We start from the raw sequence: 18,778 nt of genomic DNA on the forward strand, positions 1-18,778 counted from the left end.
GAACATGAGTTTTTCAGATAAGGTAATCTATCAAATCTATCCCAAATCTTTTCTAGATACGACGGGCAATGGCATCGGTGATTTACGCGGGATTATACAAAAATTGGACTATCTCAAAGAATTAGGGATCGATATGCTTTGGCTAAATCCATTCTATCCAAGTCCCCAACGAGATAATGGTTATGATATTTCGGATTACACCGCTATTAATCCTGATTTTGGAACGATGGCTGATTTTGAAGAGTTAGTGTATCAAGCCAAGCAACATGGTATTGAGTTGATGTTGGACATGGTGCTAAACCATGTATCGATTGAACATGAATGGTTTCAAAAGGCGTTAGCTGGTGATGCAGATTATCAAGATTTTTTTATCCTGCGCGATGAACCAACTGATTGGGTTTCAAAATTCGGTGGCAGTGCCTGGGCGCCATTTGGTGATACTGGTAAATATTACTTACATCTATATGATGTGACACAGGCAGATTTGAATTGGCGTAATCCCAAAGTACGGCAAGCGTTGTATGATGTCGTTAATTTTTGGCAAGATAAGGGTGTTAATGGGTTCCGCTTTGACGTCATTAATGTGATTGGGAAGGATGCTAAGTTGCGTAATCATGCAGCAAACGATGGTAAACCAGAGTACACTGACAAGCCCATTACACATGATTACCTGCGTGAACTCAATGAAAAAACTTTTGGTAAGAATCCTAGTGCCATTACAGTTGGAGAAATGAGTTCCACAACAATTGAGAATTGTGTGCTGTATACTCGATCGGACCGCCATGAACTAACGATGACGTTCAATTTTCATCATCTTAAGGTTGATTATGAAAATGGTCAAAAATGGACTCTGCAGCGATTCGATTTTGCTAAACTACGACAGTTGTTTCATGACTGGGGAGAACAGATGTCACAAGCGGGTGGTTGGAATGCATTATTTTGGAACAATCATGATCAGCCGCGTGCCCTTAATCGCTTTATTGATGTGCAGCATTTCCGAGTAAAAGGGGCTACTATGTTAGCAGCTAGCATTCATTTATCACGTGGTACCCCCTATATCTATATGGGAGAAGAAATTGGCATGTTGGATCCGAATTTTGACACAATAACCGATTATGTCGATGTCGAAAGCAAAAACGCCTATCAGATGTTATTAAAACACGGTAAATCAGCATCAGAGGCACTGACAATAATTAAGGCTAAGTCACGGGACAATTCTCGTATTCCGATGGCCTGGGATAATTCGGCAAATGGTGGCTTTACAACGGGTACACCTTGGTTGAAAGCAGGATATTATGAAAGCATCAATGTCGCAAAAGACAAGGATGGCGAAATTTTTAAATTCTACCAAATGTTAATCCGTTTACGTAAGGAAATGCCTATAGTGGCCGAAGGTAATTATCATGCAGTTTATAGAGATGATGCTAACATTTATGCATTTGAACGCGAATGGCACGGACAGAGAATGCTGGTATTAAATAACTTTACTAATCATATTGCTAATTATGAACCATTAGCTACTTATAAAGATGCGACGCTGCTAGTTAATAATGATGTATCATTCACTGATGGTCAATTACAACCATATCAAAGTGTTGCGCTCATAATTGGAGGAATCTAATATAATGTGCCTCATCAATCTGATTGGACAATAGGCCACACACGGATGTGGTCGGAGTATCATTTATGCAACGCGATAGACATGGCCCATGAATTGGAGAGAGACCAACGCATGGGCTTTTGTGTATCTGATGATCCAGTCACGCTTAAAGCGGTCACGCAGATTGGGTGACAATTGTTTTAGGTTGAAAGGATTTTCAAAAAAGGTTAAAATATAATTAGAATGTACCAGTAATTGATGCATCAGTATTGGAGGGATATATGACACCAGGAAATATTGCACTTCTCATCATTGCTGTGGCAGTGCTACTACTAGTATTATTTATTGGTTTGTTCTTAGTTCGGTTGACCCGGACACTTGGGGTAATCACACGGGATGTCGACATTATTGCTCGTGAGGCTGATGAAATTTTGGCAAATGCGAATGTTTTGTTGACCGATGTCAATGATAAGATGGCTGCCATTGATCCAGTGGTCCAAGCCGCAGCCGACCTGGGAACGAGTGTCTCTGAATTGAACAATGCAACACACCATTTGACCAACAAGGTTAAGGGAACTGCATCAAATAAGAATGTCGCGAATGTCGCTTCTGCCTTTGGTGTTGTCAACAACTTGCGTAAGCATCGCAAGCGTACTGTCACAAAGTAGTCCTTGATAGCGATATCAAATATTTATGAATGCATGGGGTAAATAGTTATGGCAAAGGGATTTTTAAAAGGATTAGCATTGGGAACAGTGGCTGCGGCCGCTGGATACATTTATTACAAGTCACTTTCTGAGCAAGAGCGAGCCGACTTGAAGGCAAAGGCCGATGGCTACTACGGTGATGCCAAGACACAAGCCAAGTCATACAAGGCTAAAGCGCAAGAAGAAGTGAACAAGTATGCTGAAATCACAGGCTTGGCTGACAATGAAGAATTACAAGCCAAGTTGGCGGACCTTAAAATCAAGAGTGATGAATTGAAGGCCCAGGCTAAGGAACTGATTGCCGATGCCAAGGTGAAGGCTGAAGAGCAAGCAGCTGATTTCAAGGCTAAAGTGGCTCCTGAAGTAGCTGAGGAAGATATCGACATCGTCTTAGATGCCGATGCACCTACTCTAAAGGAAGCCTTTGAAGAATTGGATGCTGAGGATGTTGTGGCAGCAGCTTCAGAAGCAGTTGAACCAGTTGTCACAGAAGTTGCCGAAAGCGTCGCAGATATCAAGGATTCAGCGGCTGGCGTTGCTAAAGCCGTTGCAAAAGAAGTTGCCTCAGAAGCTGAGGGCTTGTCAGAATCAAAGAAGTCTGGTTTGAGCGGTTTATAATTAAAAATAGTTGAAGTAGCCACCCCGTTAAGCGGTGGCTACTTTTTAGCTAGAGGTGGCCAAGCATTAATTACAATCTACCAAGTGGGGTCGTTTGTCACCGACATTTGAAAGAAATATAAACGACCTGCTTGAATGAAGATGGAGGCGAGGATGTTCCAATATCAAAAAATCACAGCCGTCTCGGCGACCTATCTGTTAGTCGCTGATGAACACGGTAAACTAGTCTATATTGGTGAGCCAGATGGTTCGTTAGCCGAAATTGAGCACGCTTTTAAGACACAGGACTTACAAGCAAATCATCAATTATTTGCTGAAGCTGAAGGGGCCATGACAGCGTACTTAACCGGGGCCGTTCGTGAACTTAATCTGCCCGTTGGGTATGCTACTGGCACACCCTTTCAACAGGCGGTTTGGACGGCATTACAAAAAGTACCTTACGGAGAAACGGTTACCTATACAGAGTTGGCGACGATGGTTGGGCGACCAACTGCTGTCCGGGCAGTCGCTTCTGCAGTCGGTAAGAATCCATTACCGTTGATCGTGCCATGTCATCGGGTTGTTCGTAAAGATGGTACAATTGGTCAATTTCGGTGGGGGGTGTCGTATAAGCGCCGTCTGTTGCAATTAGAAGGAATTAGCCTACCTTGATCTCTAGTTATGGTGTCGTCTTATGGTAAACTTAGGGTATTAACGAATGAGAGTGAGTAATTATGACACCAATTGAAGCACAATTGTCAACCAAGGTTGATGAATTGAACGTTGACTTAAATTTGTCTGAGTTGCCAGTAAAAGTACTGAAACCAATTGTGATGCAGGGGATGGCTGCTGGGTTTTTGTATGCTTATAGAGAAGTTGTGGCTGATACGCAAGGTCTGAGTGAAGGTGACATGACTGCCGCATGGATTGACCAAGTGGAAGCAGCAGCCCAAGCGTCATATATTACGGTGGAACGAGGTGCGTATAACGCTACCAATGATGTTTACACGCAGATTAAATCAGTTTTAGCTGAAGAAATTGATGCTATCAAGCAGACCGATACGCAAAAATTAACCCTCCAAAACTTGATTATGCCCTATTATAATGGCTGGTTTATTGGTGCTTACTATGCTTACAGCGACTTATTTACAAAGTTAGCGCAGCAGGATCATACCAGTCATATTGATCGCACGCAAATGGCCCAGGCCGCTAGTGATCGCGCTGAAAAGCATGTTGAGATGGTGCGCAACCTATTTAACACCATTCCGTCAGAACGGCAACCGGTGATTACAGAGATTTTAGCAACATTCTAACGAAAACTCCGGGAGTCTCATACTTTCGGAGTTTTTACTTTAATAGGCGTCGGGTCTTTAATGGGGTAGCAAACAACTTGAATGTAGCTAGGATAGGCATCCTTTAAGTGGACAGGTATACTATATTTAGGCAAGATTTTAGTTATCATCAGTTATCAAGGCGTTGGTTTGTTGATGATAACCAAAATCAGTACGCGGATTAGAAAGAGGTTGATGATGGCAGAACAAAAACATGCGCATACGCATGAGGTACAGTTTACAGACGGTAAACGATATTTAGGGGCAACCCTCTTAAATGTTTTGATCTCAATATCAGAGTTGGTCGGTGGCCTGTTGTCAGGGTCATTGGCGTTGATTTCGGATTCAATTCATAATTTCACAGATAGCTTGTCAATTATTGTTGCCGGCATCGCACAGAAAATTTCTGGTAATAAACAAAATCAACGGAACACTTTTGGATATTGGCGTGCGCAGATTATTGCAGCTTTTGTCAATTCAGTTTTCTTGATTATTGTGACAATGATGCTGATTTATGAATCAATTCAAGGTTTTTTTGACCCGCATCCGATCCAAGGCACGGTGATGTTAATCGTAGCCGTAATCGGATTACTGGCCAACTTATTCACCGCTTTTCTATTAAAACCGGAGGGTGATAATTTGAATCGCAAGGCAGCTTTTCTACATATTGTCGCGGACGCCTTGTCTTCAGTTGGTGTTATTTTTGCCGCGGTCATGATCAATCTGTTCAACTGGGTTTGGGTTGATCCGGTGATTACTTTGTTGGTGGCTCTTTATATGTTGAAGGAAGCGTGGCCAGTCCTAAAGCAGGCGACCCAAATTCTGATGCAGTCGAATGTAGTCCTCAATTTGGATGAGGTACGCAGTTTTGTGCAAACCTATCCGCAAGTCAAGGGATGTCACCATTTTCATGCTTGGCAAGTTGATGAAAAGCGGGTGATGCTATCTTTCCACGTGACCCTGCAAGATATGCTGTTATCAGATGCGGAGCTAATCATTCGTGATATGCAACAAAACCTGGCAAAAAAGTTTGATGTACATCATGTCACAATCCAACCAGAAGTCGATCATGCAGATATGCAAATGATTGCTGACTACGATTGGAATGAGGAACAGTAATCGTTTACATTTTTTAGCTAGATTGTGAATAAAGGAACGTTCTCATGGAACGTTCCTTTTGTCGTGAAACTGTAATGTCCAATGGCGGGCTTTTCACTTGCATTCTTTGTCAACTAACTTTACAATAATCAAAGTCGAAAGAATCAGTTTTTCTGATTTTAAAAGTTAGTGAGTTTAAAATAAAATCTAACTAACAAAGTTATCGTGTATATGAGGAGGAAGAGATGGCTAACGGAAAAGAGCAAGCGCTCGATATTCATGGCAAGTCTTATAGCCGTTTTGCAATGGTCCTGTTGTTGTTGATTGCAACATTCGCTGGAATGCTGAATCAAACGTCACTAGGAACTGCATTGCCAACGTTAATGAAAGATTTTGATATTACGCTTTCAACAGCTCAACAAGCAACTACTTGGTTCTTGTTAGCAAATGGGATCATGGTTCCCGTGTCAGCGTTCTTGACCACTCGTTTTTCAACGAAGTGGTTGTACCTGACTGCATATATTGTTTTGTTTGCTGGCATGACTGTTGATGCAGTTACGCCGGCTGATAAAGATATGTGGGTGATGTTCTTAGCGGGACGTATTTTACAAGCTGCGGCTGTGGGTATTATGATGCCATTGATGCAGGTTGTCATGGTAAATATCTTCCCAGCTGAAGAGCGCGGGGCCGCGATGGGACTTGGTGGTTTGGTCATTGGTCTAGCACCAGCGATTGGGCCAACTTTATCTGGTTGGATCTTGGATAAGGATCATGTCATTTTAGGGTTAACATTAAGTGATTCATGGCGATCTATCTTTATCTTACCGATGATTGTCCTGGGCATTACAATTATTTTGACACCCTTCTTTATGAAGGATGTTATTGAAAATAAGCCGATGAAGCTGGATGTGTTGTCACTGATGCTGTCATTAGCAGGTTTTGGTATCTTCCTTTGGGGCTTCACCAACGTTTCAAATGATGGTTGGGGTGCAATGAACACAGTGATTCTGCCAATTGTTATTGGGGTGATCATTATCGGTTTGTTCTTCTGGCGTCAATTACGCATGGATCAACCATTCATGGATGTCCGGGTCTTCGCGAACAAGCAATTCGCTTTGACAACAGCTGGCACTGCGTTGGCGATGATGGCCATGATGGGTGTCGAAATGATGTTGCCAATTTATATGCAAAATGTGCATGGACAAACCGCACTACAATCAGGATTAGCTTTGCTGCCGGGTGCCTTGATGATGGGAATCATGTCACCAATCGCGGGAGCTGCTTACGATAAGGTTGGTGCTAAGCGCTTAGCTCGGGTTGGCTTCACGATCCTGGCAATTGGTACTTTGCCATTTGTATTCTTGAGTATTGACACACCAATGCACATTATTACCTTACTCTACGCATTACGTATGTTTGGTATTGCAATGGTCATGATGCCTTTGACAGCCTCTGCGATGTCAGCTTTGCCTCGTGAGGAAGCGGCACATGGAACTGCTTCAAATAATACCATTCGTCAGGTTGCTTCAGCAGTCGTGGTGGCTTTGTTAACTTCCGTCACGCAAAACATCATTAATACGAACACACCATCACATGCTTTGCAAGTGAATGATCCAATTCGTTATGCTGATCATATGTTACAAGCATCCTTGGATGGGTTCCACGCTTCATTCTTCCTTGGGCTAGTATTTGCCATCATCGGTATTGTCGTCGCTAATTTTTTGCATGACGGTAAAGTCATCGTTGGTCAAACTAACTCAGTCGACGTGCATGTCGAAAAGGAGGTCAAGTAATGATTATTTTTGTAATTGCGCTGCTTGCCGTTTTGACATTTTGGGCGTTCATGTATTTGAAGCATCCGGTTAATACGATTTTAGGCATTTTCTTCATGCTATTGCTTCTCGGCGCAACTTGGTTGACAACGCTGAATTTCCACGATCATTGGGGAATGGAAAAAGTTACCAAGACTGAAACAAAGCAGATTTACACAGCTGGCGAGACTAGTTCACCGGCTGGCATGTTGTTAACACAACAAATTGGTAAAAAATCCGGGAACTATGTGTTGGTGTTCCGTGATACAAAGGATGCTAAAAAGGCGACAGCCCATTATGCACCTGACACCAAGCATATTGTAAATGCAGTGAAGAAGACAGCTACTTATCGGTATGCTGACGTGACCAAGGCAACTGTTACCACGAAGACCACGCGTTGGGCCTGGTCAAATGATTTCGCCAAGTCATTGTTTGGCTTCACGGGGATGGCTGGTGACTTAGTTAAACAAAGCAACCAAGTCACGATTCCTAAGGACACCTGGGTTGCTATGACCCCAGCACAGGCTAAGGCCATGGCTGCAAGTCAGGCTGCCGCGAACAAGGACCCCAAGAAGGCCCAAGCATTGGCAGCACAACAAACGGCGATGAAGACAACCATTCAAAAGAAAGTCATGGCTTATGCGCAAGCACATCCCGGCAAGGATCTTACAGCGTACACGAACACAGTGACGGCAGAAGAGACTGCTAAGATGATTAAAGCAATGATTAAATAACTATTTGTTAACGACTCAGACACGATGTAGTGTTTGGGTCTTTTTTTACGCCATACGCAGGCTTACTGGTTAATAATGGTGTGACGGCGTTTGTTTATTAATCACTGCGGCAGCCAATCAATCTAAATTACTTTGACACACACAGTAGTTTGTGTATAATAATAGTTATAAAGAACAAGTAATTTAGGAGACTGCAATGGCGACAGATATTTCAAAAGACCTCATCCGTGGTCATACCGACACCATCGTGCTAAATATTTTGGCACAAGGTGATTCGTACGGGTACCAAATTGCGAAGACAGTACGCATGTTAAGTCAAAATCAATATGAAATTAATGAAGCAACGCTTTATACAATTTTCCGGCGTCTGACCAAGGCCGACGCCATCGAAAGTTATTGGGGTGACGAGTCACAAGGTTCACGGCGTAAATACTATCACATCACCAATGCTGGGCAAACGATGTTGACGGATGCCCAGGCTGCATGGGACTTTGCAAAAGTTGTCATTGATGAGTTAGTGACGGGTCAGGTCCCTAATCCATCTGGTAAGCCAAATGTTAAAGTAGCAGGAGACGAAGAGATATGAATCAAGTAGAATTAAACATCCGTACACGCTTGGATACCATGTTTGCACCATACACGCCTTCAACTGAATTAACTGAGTTAAAGGAAGAATTAGTTGCTGATTTGCAAGAAGCCTATGCAGAACACCTGGCTGTTGATAGTAACGAAGAAGAAGCCTTGGATGATGCATTTGAGCGCTTAGGTGATATCACACCATTGCTAGATGACATTACTGGCCAAGATCATCAGGCGGCGACAGAAGCGTCTGAACAGGCAACCAACGCCGAAAAGCAAACCAAGGACACTGACTATACAGAAGGAGTGTCATTTGAAAATGGTTTCCATCTAGGCAACTTGCACATTGATCATCAGGGACTGCGGATTGGTTCTGATATTGTGATTAACGGTAAGGATGACAAGATCAAAGTAGGTGACTGGTTAAATGTTGATCATGAGGGAGCCAGGGTTGGTAATAAACATTATCGCTTTGAAGATTTTGATTTCAATATTGATAATGTCCTCAATGGTGATGTGAGCGAAAAGATCGATATCGCACGAGAATTACGCGCTCCGGTTTGGACCAAGGCTGATCGCCAGACGGTTTATCCGGTGAATAATACTGAATTAGTGCAACAATTAATTTTCAATTACCGCGCCGCTGATATCGTTTTAATCGGGACTGATGATAATCAGGTGACAATTAGTGAATTTATTGATCATGATAATGAACGATATTTCACGACCTTCATTCAGGATGCTGAAGGCATTCAGTTTGAACAAGGTGAGATGCCGGTTCTTTGGCCATTGCGGGTTCGGGTGGTCGTACAATTACCGCTAGACGTGCTTTATAATGTCGCCCTCCATGTTAAATCAGGTAATGTGCGACTACTAAACACGAAGCAATTCAACGATGTTACGGGTGAAATCAATAATGGGGATGTCAAGATTATCGGTGGTAAAGCTAATAATGTGCATCTGTTGATGAAGAATGGTAACTTGCATGTGGTCACGAGTGAGTTGACGAGTCTCGATACCCAAGCGATCAACGGGAATATCAACCTGGTCAATGCTGATATTAGCCAAGTTGAACTCACCGCCAAGAATGGGAATGTCAAGGCGGAAAATTTCACGGGTGCTGGTCGGATTGCCCTGGTCAATGGTAATCTCCGTTTGCGCATGGCTAAGATGACTGGTGAGTTACACTTATTGAATAAAAACGGCTCTATTCGGGTGACACATGCAGCGGATCAGGCGGTGAGTTTCGATTTGGAGACTAGTTATGGTAATGTGAAGGTCCCTGAAGAGGTGACATTACATGAAAGTTCACAAACCGCCAAGCGTGGTTTCTTGGGTGAAGAGTCAGCAAAACATCTGATTACCGCTTCAACGCATACAGGTAATATCAAATTATATTAATCGAGATGAGGTAAAAAGATAATGAAGAATGGTCGTAAATTAACGCGTTCAAATAATCGTGTCTTGGGTGGTGTCATTGCAGGAATCGCTGAATATTTTGGGTGGGATATCACTTTGACACGGGTAATTTTTGTGTTCGTAGCGCTGGTCACAAATTTCCCGGGAATTTTGGCCTATCTGATTGCCTGGGTTTTGATACCAGAAAAGTAAGTATGTTTTGAAGAGCATTTTGAGCTATGGTTAGCTGAAAATGCTTTTTTTCATTGAAAAATGGTTTATTCCGGTGATTACCCCGGGTCTGTCAGTAAGTTATTAGGTCCAATCACGAACGGTTTTTTGAAACGCGATTAATTTACTTTTCGTAATCAGTCATTCTATGCGATAATGAAAACACTACTTTTCAAGGAGCAAAACATGAAGAAGCAAGTTGCAATCCTCACACTTGGAGGCCTCTGGAATTACGGTAATCGCCTGCAAGCTGTGGCTTTGTTTGAAGCGTTAAAAAAATTAAATGCTGAGCCAGTGGCTATTCGTAACGGCTGGGATTTGGATCCGATTCCATTAACTAATCACCAACCGGTCAAGGCCGCGTTTGAACACCCATTTCAAACCCTGCGTAAGTATCAGCGTAAGCAAAACTTTGTAAAATTCGCGACGCGTTACTTGGAGCGTTCGGAATTTTTAGACAATCCACGGACAAATCAGTTAAATGACTTGGTTGCGTTTGATTACGTGGTGACCGGATCCGATCAAGTTTGGAATCCAACGATCGTTAATGATCAATACTTTAATTACTTTTTGCTAGAACATATTCCCGCCCAGAAACGGATCTCGTATGCCGCCAGTATCAGTGTCGCGCGTGTTGATGAGGATGCGTCAGCTTTGTTTAAGCATGAGGTGCCAAAATTTAAGGCGGCTTCCGTGCGTGAACAGGCAGGCGTAGAGTTGTTGCAAGCAATTACCGGCACTGACGTATCAGTTGTTTTGGATCCAACCATGTTATTAACACAAGCTGAATGGTCGACGCTCTTTGACTTAGATCAAATTGCAGTGCCAAAGGGTAAGTATGTCTTTACATATGTCCTGGGGCAAAAGTCACCGGCAACCCTGCGTATGATCCAAGATTTTCGTGCGCAAGGTTATGCTATCGTTGAATTTCATAACACGGACTTCCATCAATTACGGAAGTATTTTACCAAGGATCCCGCTGAATTTGTGGCGTTTATCAATCATGCGGCAGCGGTCATCACCGACTCATTCCACGCAGCCGTGTTTGCCACTATTTTCCACACACCATTCACGATTGCCGAACGCGCTGATCAGGCACATCAAAAAATGAGTTCACGTATTGATACCTTATTAGACATGACCGGCCTTGCAAAACGCCGCATGGCTGAAGTTGATACGATCGCCGAAGTTTTAGCCGTTGATTTTGCGGCATCAGATGCACGCATTGCGGAACGTCGCGTCGAATCACTCACCTTTTTACAAGCAGCACTGCGTGACTAGTTTGTTGAGCAACCTAACTTTTTTAGTTAGGTTTTTTTATGCTATGATTTTTTTAAAATGTCAAGACAACATTATATAACTTATTCACAAAGCAATTAAAACACATGCTACAATGAAAATAAGTAAGTTAGATTCAAAGAGTGGGAGATGACAGATTATGAATGAATTATTAAAAGTTGAACAGTTAGGGATGACCAGAGATGGTCAAGAGTTGTTTAGTAACCTTTCATTCACTTTGAAAGAGGATGATTGGTTAACCGTTGTTGGGCCATCTGGTGGGGGTAAAAGTACCTTACTAAAGGCCTTGGCACACTTAGAACAGCCGACAACCGGGACAGTTGAATTAAACAACGGTAACAGTGACCTGACGATTGCTGAGTACCGGCAAACAGTGTCCTATGCTGTGCAAAGTGCGCAGCTATTCGGCAATACTGTACGCGATAATTTAAATTTGCCATTTGAAGTGCGGGGCCTCGAACCTAATGAAAAACGCCAACAAACTGGTTTAGTCCAGATGGGGCTGGACCCGCTTTATCTAGATAAGGAAATCGAGGAGTTATCGGGTGGGCAACGTCAACGAGTCGGTGTACTCCGTAATTTGTTGTTTCCACCAACAGTCTTGTTATTAGATGAGATCACGACGGGGTTGGATCAGGAGAGTAAGCAAGTTTTGTGGCAAGTCATTCGTGACTTACAAAAGGAACATCATTTTGCGGTGGTATCGGTGACACACGATCAGGGTGAAATTACCGGGGCTGCTTGGCAACTCACAATTGGCGAGGGAAAGGTAGGGTTCTCACATGAATGATCAAATTAATATTTCAAATGGTTCGTTAGCCATTGCGCTTGTTTTGGTGGCGATTTCATTGGGCATTAGCTACAAGCAAAAATTGCATTTGGAGAAGGATACCATCATTTCCGTGACCCGGGCAGTGATTCAATTAATTATCGTTGGGTTTTTATTGAAGTTTATCTTTAATTTGAACAATGTCTTTTTGACGTTAGCGATGATGGTGTTCATTGTCTTTAATGCGGCCTTGAATGGTAAAAAGCGGGCACATGGCATTCCAGGTGCTTTTGGGATTGCTTGGTGGGCGTTATTTCTCTCAACCACGATTACCATGACCATTTTGGTCTTAACAGGCGTTTTGAAGGTGGCGCCCTTTCAGTTGATTCCTGTGACGGGGATGATTGCTGGTAATTCTATGAACGCGGTGGGGCTGGTCTATCGCTCATTAAATCAAATGTTTAAAGATCAACATGAACAAGTCTTTGAACGCTTAGCCTTAGGTGCTACGCCGACCCAGGCTGCCAGCCATATTGCGCGTGAAGCAATTCGTTTTGGAATGCAACCTACCATTGATTCAGTCCGAACATATGGCTTGGTATCACTACCTGGCATGATGTCGGGATTGATTATGGCCGGGGTTGATCCAGTTTATGCGATTAAATATCAAATTATGGTAGTGTTCATGTTACTTTCAGCAACGGGCATTGCCTCGGTCTATGCCAGTTACCGGGCCTACAAGCAATTCTTCGATGACAATTGGCAATTACGCCTGCCAAAGGTCTAACGATATCACCAAAAAAATGTTGTTTCGTATGATGACATGGTTGTTTGACTGATTTTCTAAGCATTGTAAGCAGTGCGTAATGACCATGTAACCAAATCAGGATAAAATGGGTGCGGGCAGTTTAGGCTGTTCGCCTTTTTATGTATTGGAGAAAAAAATTGAGTAAACGACATGTCAAAAATTTAGTTCTGTTTTTCATGATGAGTGTGGTTATACTGTTGCCACAAATCAATCAGCATGCCATGATTTTGGGTGATGATTCATTGTTTCATTTGAATCGTTTCTACGACACAGCCATGCAATTGAAAGACCATAATTTACAGTATTTTATTTCAATGTATGGTTATTTTGGCTCTGGACGGATTGTGAACGCTCTGTATGGACCGGGAATCGCCTATTTAAACGGCGTGCTACTATTAATCGGTGGCTCTTGGTTTAAATATCAGTTATTAAGTGATCTGTTTGTCAGCATGTTGGCAGCTATTAGCATGTATTATTTAGTGAATCGTGCTAAAATCGCCCAAAGCCTGCAACCTTGGTTAGTAATCTTATACATGAGTTCCAACGGTGTCCTTGCATGGGCGACTGACCAACAGTTTTTAGGTTGGGGGACCGCAATTTTACCAATTGGCATTGCGGTGATTATTCGATTATTGCAAGATGATGAACCAGTCAACATTCTAGAGATGGCCTTTTCTGTAGCAATTATGGTACAAATGCATATGCTAACAGCAGTTATTTACGTTGCTGTTTTGGCCGTGATTTTCTTGATTCGAATGGTGCAATCGCCACAACGGTGGTCAATGGTCCGCAGTGCGAGTCTGGCGGCAGTCTTCGCACTTGGTTTGACGGCTAATATATGGCTGGGTATGCTGGAGGTTTTTGGAAGCAATCATGTTTTGTCGCCGACTACCCAGGTTACACCGATGGATCATGTGTTATTGATAAATAGTAACAATTACCTTAGTGGCTTATTTAAGATCATTTTTGGGTTGCAACTAGGTTTCGTGGGCCTATTTTTTCACAAAATTTCACGAGTTAATCGGTGGGTCACGATTACAGGTGGAATCTTACTGTTAATGACCATGCCATTTTTACCTTGGAACTGGTTATTTAACCATGTTCCTGGATTATCTATCATCCAATTTCCGTTCCGTTTTTTGCCATTTGCGACGGCTCTTTTAATCATCGGATTCGGATTAAGCTTGACGCAGATTATGGCCGAGATCAGGACAAATGGTCAGGACAAATGGCCGTCTAATCACCGCTTGGTACCGTTCTTTCTCACAGGGTTAGCAACAGTCGCCGTTTTGGTGGCCGCCAACCAGGTATATGATGCGTCCCAATCATGGTCAAATGGTACCGTGGTCAAAACCAGGGTGAATGTGAAACAGGAAGTTTCTAATGAGCAGTTAAAGGAATCCTTCAGTAATTTTTATCCGCTTAATACGGCCCTTGAAAATGTTTGGAAGCCGACGCCAGATTATGTGCCACTACCTAGTGGGAAAATACCAGCACATCCATACTATGAATACCAGTTGGAAATTGGAGACACACGGCATGCATTTACCAGAACAATCCGCAATGGCAAAATGTATGTCACATGGCAACAGAAAAAGGCTGGCTGGCAAGCAGTCAATGTCGTAAAATATGCTCATACTCAGCTAGTGTTAAACAAGCAGTCGCTGTCAAATAAAGATATTAAATTATCAGATATTGGGGTCGTGCGAGTTTACGGTCAAGCCGGTAAGAATGTGTTACAAGTACAATACCAACCACAACCGTTTATGCGGTGGGGCTTCATCGTATTAATTGTAAGTTGGATTAGTTGGCTAGGATTAGCAATATATCGTCACTGGAAAAGGTAATTATAAATAAAAAGCTGTTGAACAATTTTGTTCAACAGCTTTTTTATTTATTGTATAGCCATGAAAAGGGGGCTTAGAGTAGTACTATCAAAATTTTCATCATGAGACCAAACGACAAAATTTGCATGTGTCACGATTTTAGTGAACCCTAAATGGTCTAGCCAAGCATCACGTTCCGTGTTTGTCACAGTGATGACAGTGTTCACCGTGGTGATCAGTGCCTGTTGGTGACTGCTAAAATCATCTTGGGGAATTAAGGCCACTGCAAAGGTTACGTTACCGAGAAAACGATGGCCTTGTTGCATCGCTTCATTTAGCGTTAAGGGGAGATTAGAAAGTTGTTTATTAACAAAAATCCGGGTGTTTGGCATAGTGGCGTCAATGTTTTGGAAAAATTGGAAGCCGTACCAATTATCTAGTAAATGTGCTTCATAGATTGCCAATGAAGTATCATAGGTCGCCGCCAAATCAGCGATCTGATCGCGTAAATTAAAGGTGGCATCGGAGAAATCCTCGCCATTAACAACTAGTTGACCATGCTGATTACGACTCGTCATTTGGGACATTACTTCGGTGACACGTCGCGCAGCTGACCCATCATCATCATGAACGAAGCGGGTCACAAATTTAGCATATTGATCAGCATATTGTGCTTTAATACTTTCAATGTCTTCAATGTGAGTAATCAACTCAGTCAGTTGTTGCGTAAATGGTCCCGGCAATTCGTTAACTTCAAAATATTTGCCACGTGTCGTATCATAATCAATTTGTGTATCATAGAAGAGTACCGGCCGGCCAGTGACTAAAAAGTCAAAAAAGAGTGAAGAATAGTCAGTAATCAGGATATCTGTGTGGGCTAAAAGTACATTGGTTCCCCAAGCATCATCAACCAGAAAAGGAGCAAAACGGGCATCTGCGTTAATCGCTTCAGTAAAGTATGAATGCGGCTTGAACCGGATGGTGTAGGTCGGAAAATGTTGGGCTAGTGTCACCAAAGTGTGGAGATACTTCGTGAGTTCAGCAGTCGCATCACCAGCCGAACTGGCATCGCCAGCCCATGTCGGCGCATAGAGTATCGTCGGCTGACCATTGCGGTAGGCATTTTCCAGGGTGGTTAGTTGACGCTCACTTAACTTTTCAAAAAAAACATCATTGCGTGGGTAACCAAACGTGGATATTTTCCCCTGGTACAACCCAGCTAAACGATAATCACGGTTAAAAATTTTGGCCGTGTACGTATTTGGCATTACTAGTAAATCAGTCATCATGAGTGTCCGGATGACATTCCATGATCCCATGACACCGCCAGGCATGGCATAACCCATTTTTTTCCAAGGGGTACCATGCCAGGTGTTAACGAAACGTTGCCGTCCCCGCTTAACAAAAATATCACTGAAAATCATGGCATTGGTAATGACTGTTTCAGCGGTTAAGAGGGTGCGCATGTGTGCTTCAGTGAAACGATCTACAACTTTAATGCGCGGATCCGCAGTTAACTCCCAAAAAGCTAAAACTTTATAAGCCTTTTTTAAGCTGTCTTTATTTATTATAATAGTATGCGTGGCTTTTGGATTTGTTTTTAGTAAAGTCCGAAGCAAAACAAATGGCGCATCATCTAACTCATTACCGTCTTGCATCTCATACAAAAAGGTATTGGGTCTCACTTGCCAATCACTGTAATGTGCATCGTAATAGCGTTTGGCAATCTCGGCTGGTGTCGCGGCCGTAGCTTGTCGCTCATGAGCCCACTTGGCGTCAGCCTGTTGATACGCATAAAGCTTGTACATTTCTTTAAGTTTATTTATCATTCGTCTACCACTTTCAAGATATATCAATTCCATTATAACGGAATTTGTGACCGGTTGTGGTTAGAATGTAATGAATGTGTAAAGCACATTGCATATTTATCTGAAAAATTACATACTAGAAAAGAGTGTCTTGGAGAAGGGCACTCTGAGGGAGTAAGTTAAAACTATGGAAACATTATCAGTTATCGTCCCGGTGTATAACGAAGAAGAGAGCATTGCAATCTTCTACGATGCCCTGGAAAAAGTTCATCAACAATTAGCAACATATCGCTTTGAATATTGGTTTATTGATGATGGGTCAACGGACCGTACCATTCCTGAAATTCAAGCACTACAAACCAAAAGTGATGCTGTCCATTACGTGAAGTTTTCACGTAATTTCGGTAAGGAAGCTGGTTTATATGCTGGGTTGCAACATGCGACTGGTGAATATGTCGTTGTCATGGATGTCGATTTGCAGGATCCCCCAGAGTTATTACCTGAAATGTTAACAGGAGTAGCCGCTGGTGAATGGGATGCCATCGGGACCCGGCGGACAAATCGAGACAATGAACCTAAGATTCGTTCATGGTTCTCGGATTTGTTTTATAAGTTAATTAATCGCATCTCTGATTTGAATTTGGTCAATGGTGCCCGTGATTATCGCGTGATGTCACGAAAAATGGTCGACGCCATCCTTGAAATGACAGAATATAATCGTTTTTCAAAGGGAATTTTTAACTGGGTGGGCTTCCGCCAAAAGTATCTCGAGTTTAAGCATGTAGAACGTGTGGCGGGGACAACATCATGGTCATTTAATCGTTTAGTGGGTTACGCGATTGAAGGCATGGTGGCCTTTTCACAGGTTCCATTGACGATCATTTCTTTCCTGGGTGTAATTTCATTTTTCGCCTCATTATTGGCGGGAGCTTTTGTTGTGATTCGGGCTATCTTTAATTCTGGAGCAGCCATCGATGGGTGGGCTTCCTTAGTGGTGATTATTCTCTTTATGGGTGGGATACAGCTTTTGAGTCTGGGTATCGTCGGTCGTTATATTTCGGCTATCTACCTGGAAACGAAGAAGCGGCCCATTTATATTGCAAGTGAAGTCAAGTAAGCTATCGGGTTAACTACACACTAAAATAACTATTAAAAACATAAAGACTAATGAGATAGAGGATAGACTATTGAGTTCTGTAAATGTAACGGCTGCGATCGTCACTTACAATCGCTTGGATTTATTGAAAGAATCTTTGGCAGCGGTTTTGGCACAAACAGCCTATTTAACACATATATTGGTGATTAACAATCAGTCAACTGATGGGACTAAAGAGTATCTGGATAGTCTGACGGACCCTCGGTTGATTGTGATCCATGCCTCTGAAAACCTTGGCGGTGCTGGTGGATTTAATCTTGCTGTCAAGCAATTTATCACGGCTTTAGCTGACGACTATGTCTGGTTGATGGACGATGATACCTTACCTGAACCAACGGCTTTGGAAAAAATGGTATCTTTTGCTACCACGCATGCCAATATTGGCTTTACACAATCACAAGTACGTTGGCGTGATGTGAATGGGCCAGCGGCGTACATGAATGTCGTTGCACCACGGGCATTTTATTGGCAGGATGCACTGATCACGCCAAATAATCCGGCCATCGAAGTCGTGAACTCAACGTTTGTTTCGGTCATGATTCCACGTGAGCGTGTGCTGGCTGTTGGACTACCACAAAAAGAATACTTTATTTGGGGTGACGACATGGAGTATACCAATCGGTTAGTTGCCGATGAGATCCACAAAGGCTATCTGGTATTAAATTCTCTGGCTGTCCATAAATCAAAGGAGAATCTCTTGCCAGGAGACATCATCACGGATACGGATACGGATCGGATGTGGCGCTATGATTACGAATATCGCAATCGTATTTTGACGGCGCGACGCATCGGCAAAAAAGAACTCATCAAGACCCTGCTTCGGTCTGGCGTTCGTGATTTACTTAAGATCCTTTTGAAGGGAAATGTTGCCTATCGAGGTAAAAAAGCCGGAATTATTATTCGGGGCACTTGGCGGGGCTTATTCTTTAGACCGTCAATCGAATCAGCAAAGTAACAGGATTAAACCGCTACATTCTTAAAGATTGACAAAGAAGGTAGGTGGTTTTTTTGTTTTGATATATAATT

18 protein-coding genes are annotated in these 18,778 nt (G+C 42.7%); 17 read left to right on the top strand and 1 reads right to left on the bottom strand.

Going from position 1 to position 18,778, the window contains the following annotated elements; genetic code table 11:
* Positions 1-4: 4 nt before the first annotated feature.
* The 15 genes from treC to WSWS_RS02795 all read left to right on the top strand — a co-directional run bounded on the left by treC (position 5) and on the right by WSWS_RS02795 (position 14,809).
* Positions 5-1,621, top strand: a complete 1,617-nt coding sequence (gene treC, locus WSWS_RS02725) for an alpha,alpha-phosphotrehalase (protein ID WP_070229830.1) — start codon at positions 5-7, stop codon at positions 1,619-1,621.
* A 260-nt stretch (positions 1,622-1,881) separates the two neighbouring features.
* A complete protein-coding gene (locus WSWS_RS02730) occupies positions 1,882-2,268 on the top strand; it encodes a DUF948 domain-containing protein (RefSeq protein ID WP_070229831.1) in 387 nt (128 codons plus the stop codon).
* 48 nt (positions 2,269-2,316) lie between these two features.
* Entirely contained in the window at positions 2,317-2,925 is a 609-nt protein-coding gene (locus WSWS_RS02735; protein ID WP_070229832.1) for a hypothetical protein, read from the top strand.
* Positions 2,926-3,078: 153 nt separating this feature from the next.
* Positions 3,079-3,576: a methylated-DNA--[protein]-cysteine S-methyltransferase gene (locus WSWS_RS02740; protein ID WP_070229833.1), complete on the top strand. Its 498-nt coding sequence runs from the start codon at positions 3,079-3,081 to the stop codon at positions 3,574-3,576.
* 62 nt (positions 3,577-3,638) lie between these two features.
* On the top strand, positions 3,639-4,217 hold the full coding sequence (locus WSWS_RS02745) for a hypothetical protein (RefSeq protein ID WP_070229834.1): 579 nt from the start codon (positions 3,639-3,641) through the stop codon (positions 4,215-4,217).
* A 216-nt stretch (positions 4,218-4,433) separates the two neighbouring features.
* Positions 4,434-5,354, top strand: a complete 921-nt coding sequence (locus WSWS_RS02750; RefSeq protein ID WP_070229835.1) for a cation diffusion facilitator family transporter — start codon at positions 4,434-4,436, stop codon at positions 5,352-5,354.
* A 224-nt stretch (positions 5,355-5,578) separates the two neighbouring features.
* Positions 5,579-7,126, top strand: a complete 1,548-nt coding sequence (locus WSWS_RS02755) for an MDR family MFS transporter (RefSeq protein ID WP_070229836.1) — start codon at positions 5,579-5,581, stop codon at positions 7,124-7,126.
* Positions 7,126-7,878 carry a DUF4811 domain-containing protein gene (locus WSWS_RS02760; RefSeq protein ID WP_070229837.1) on the top strand — a complete coding sequence of 251 codons (753 nt, stop codon included), beginning with the start codon at positions 7,126-7,128 and terminating at the stop codon, positions 7,876-7,878. Before WSWS_RS02755 ends, WSWS_RS02760 begins: the two co-directional genes overlap by 1 nt.
* A gap of 196 nt (positions 7,879-8,074) precedes the next feature.
* The gene (locus tag WSWS_RS02765) at positions 8,075-8,464 is read left to right on the top strand and encodes a PadR family transcriptional regulator (RefSeq protein WP_070229838.1); all 390 of its coding nucleotides are present in this window, start codon (positions 8,075-8,077) and stop codon (positions 8,462-8,464) included.
* Complete coding sequence (locus tag WSWS_RS02770) at positions 8,461-9,858, top strand: DUF4097 family beta strand repeat-containing protein (protein WP_070229839.1); 1,398 nt, start codon at positions 8,461-8,463, stop codon at positions 9,856-9,858. Before WSWS_RS02765 ends, WSWS_RS02770 begins: the two co-directional genes overlap by 4 nt.
* A gap of 21 nt (positions 9,859-9,879) precedes the next feature.
* On the top strand, positions 9,880-10,068 hold the full coding sequence (locus WSWS_RS02775) for a PspC domain-containing protein (protein ID WP_070229840.1): 189 nt from the start codon (positions 9,880-9,882) through the stop codon (positions 10,066-10,068).
* A gap of 204 nt (positions 10,069-10,272) precedes the next feature.
* Entirely contained in the window at positions 10,273-11,367 is a 1,095-nt protein-coding gene (locus tag WSWS_RS02780; RefSeq protein WP_070229841.1) for a polysaccharide pyruvyl transferase family protein, read from the top strand.
* A 157-nt stretch (positions 11,368-11,524) separates the two neighbouring features.
* Positions 11,525-12,175 (top strand): ABC transporter ATP-binding protein, encoded by a 651-nt coding sequence (locus WSWS_RS02785; protein WP_070229842.1) that lies wholly within the window; start codon positions 11,525-11,527, stop codon positions 12,173-12,175.
* Positions 12,168-12,941, top strand: coding sequence for an ABC transporter permease (locus tag WSWS_RS02790; RefSeq protein WP_070229843.1), 774 nt, complete (start codon positions 12,168-12,170; stop codon positions 12,939-12,941). The genes WSWS_RS02785 and WSWS_RS02790 overlap by 8 nt, the downstream gene beginning before the upstream one ends.
* A gap of 158 nt (positions 12,942-13,099) precedes the next feature.
* On the top strand, positions 13,100-14,809 hold the full coding sequence (locus tag WSWS_RS02795) for a hypothetical protein (protein WP_070229844.1): 1,710 nt from the start codon (positions 13,100-13,102) through the stop codon (positions 14,807-14,809).
* 47 nt (positions 14,810-14,856) lie between these two features.
* On the opposite strand, the gene WSWS_RS02800 is transcribed toward WSWS_RS02795, so the two are convergent.
* The gene (locus WSWS_RS02800) at positions 14,857-16,617 is read right to left on the bottom strand and encodes a CDP-glycerol glycerophosphotransferase family protein (protein WP_070229845.1); all 1,761 of its coding nucleotides are present in this window, start codon (positions 16,615-16,617) and stop codon (positions 14,857-14,859) included.
* Between the two features lie 166 nt (positions 16,618-16,783).
* Between WSWS_RS02800 and WSWS_RS02805 the strand changes: the two genes are divergently transcribed.
* A complete protein-coding gene (locus WSWS_RS02805; protein WP_070229846.1) occupies positions 16,784-17,713 on the top strand; it encodes a glycosyltransferase family 2 protein in 930 nt (309 codons plus the stop codon).
* Between the two features lie 70 nt (positions 17,714-17,783).
* Positions 17,784-18,707: a glycosyltransferase family 2 protein gene (locus WSWS_RS02810; protein ID WP_070229847.1), complete on the top strand. Its 924-nt coding sequence runs from the start codon at positions 17,784-17,786 to the stop codon at positions 18,705-18,707.
* Positions 18,708-18,778 lie beyond the last annotated feature (71 nt).

This window comes from Weissella soli, from assembly GCF_001761545.1.
Lineage (GTDB): Bacteria > Bacillota > Bacilli > Lactobacillales > Lactobacillaceae > Weissella > Weissella soli.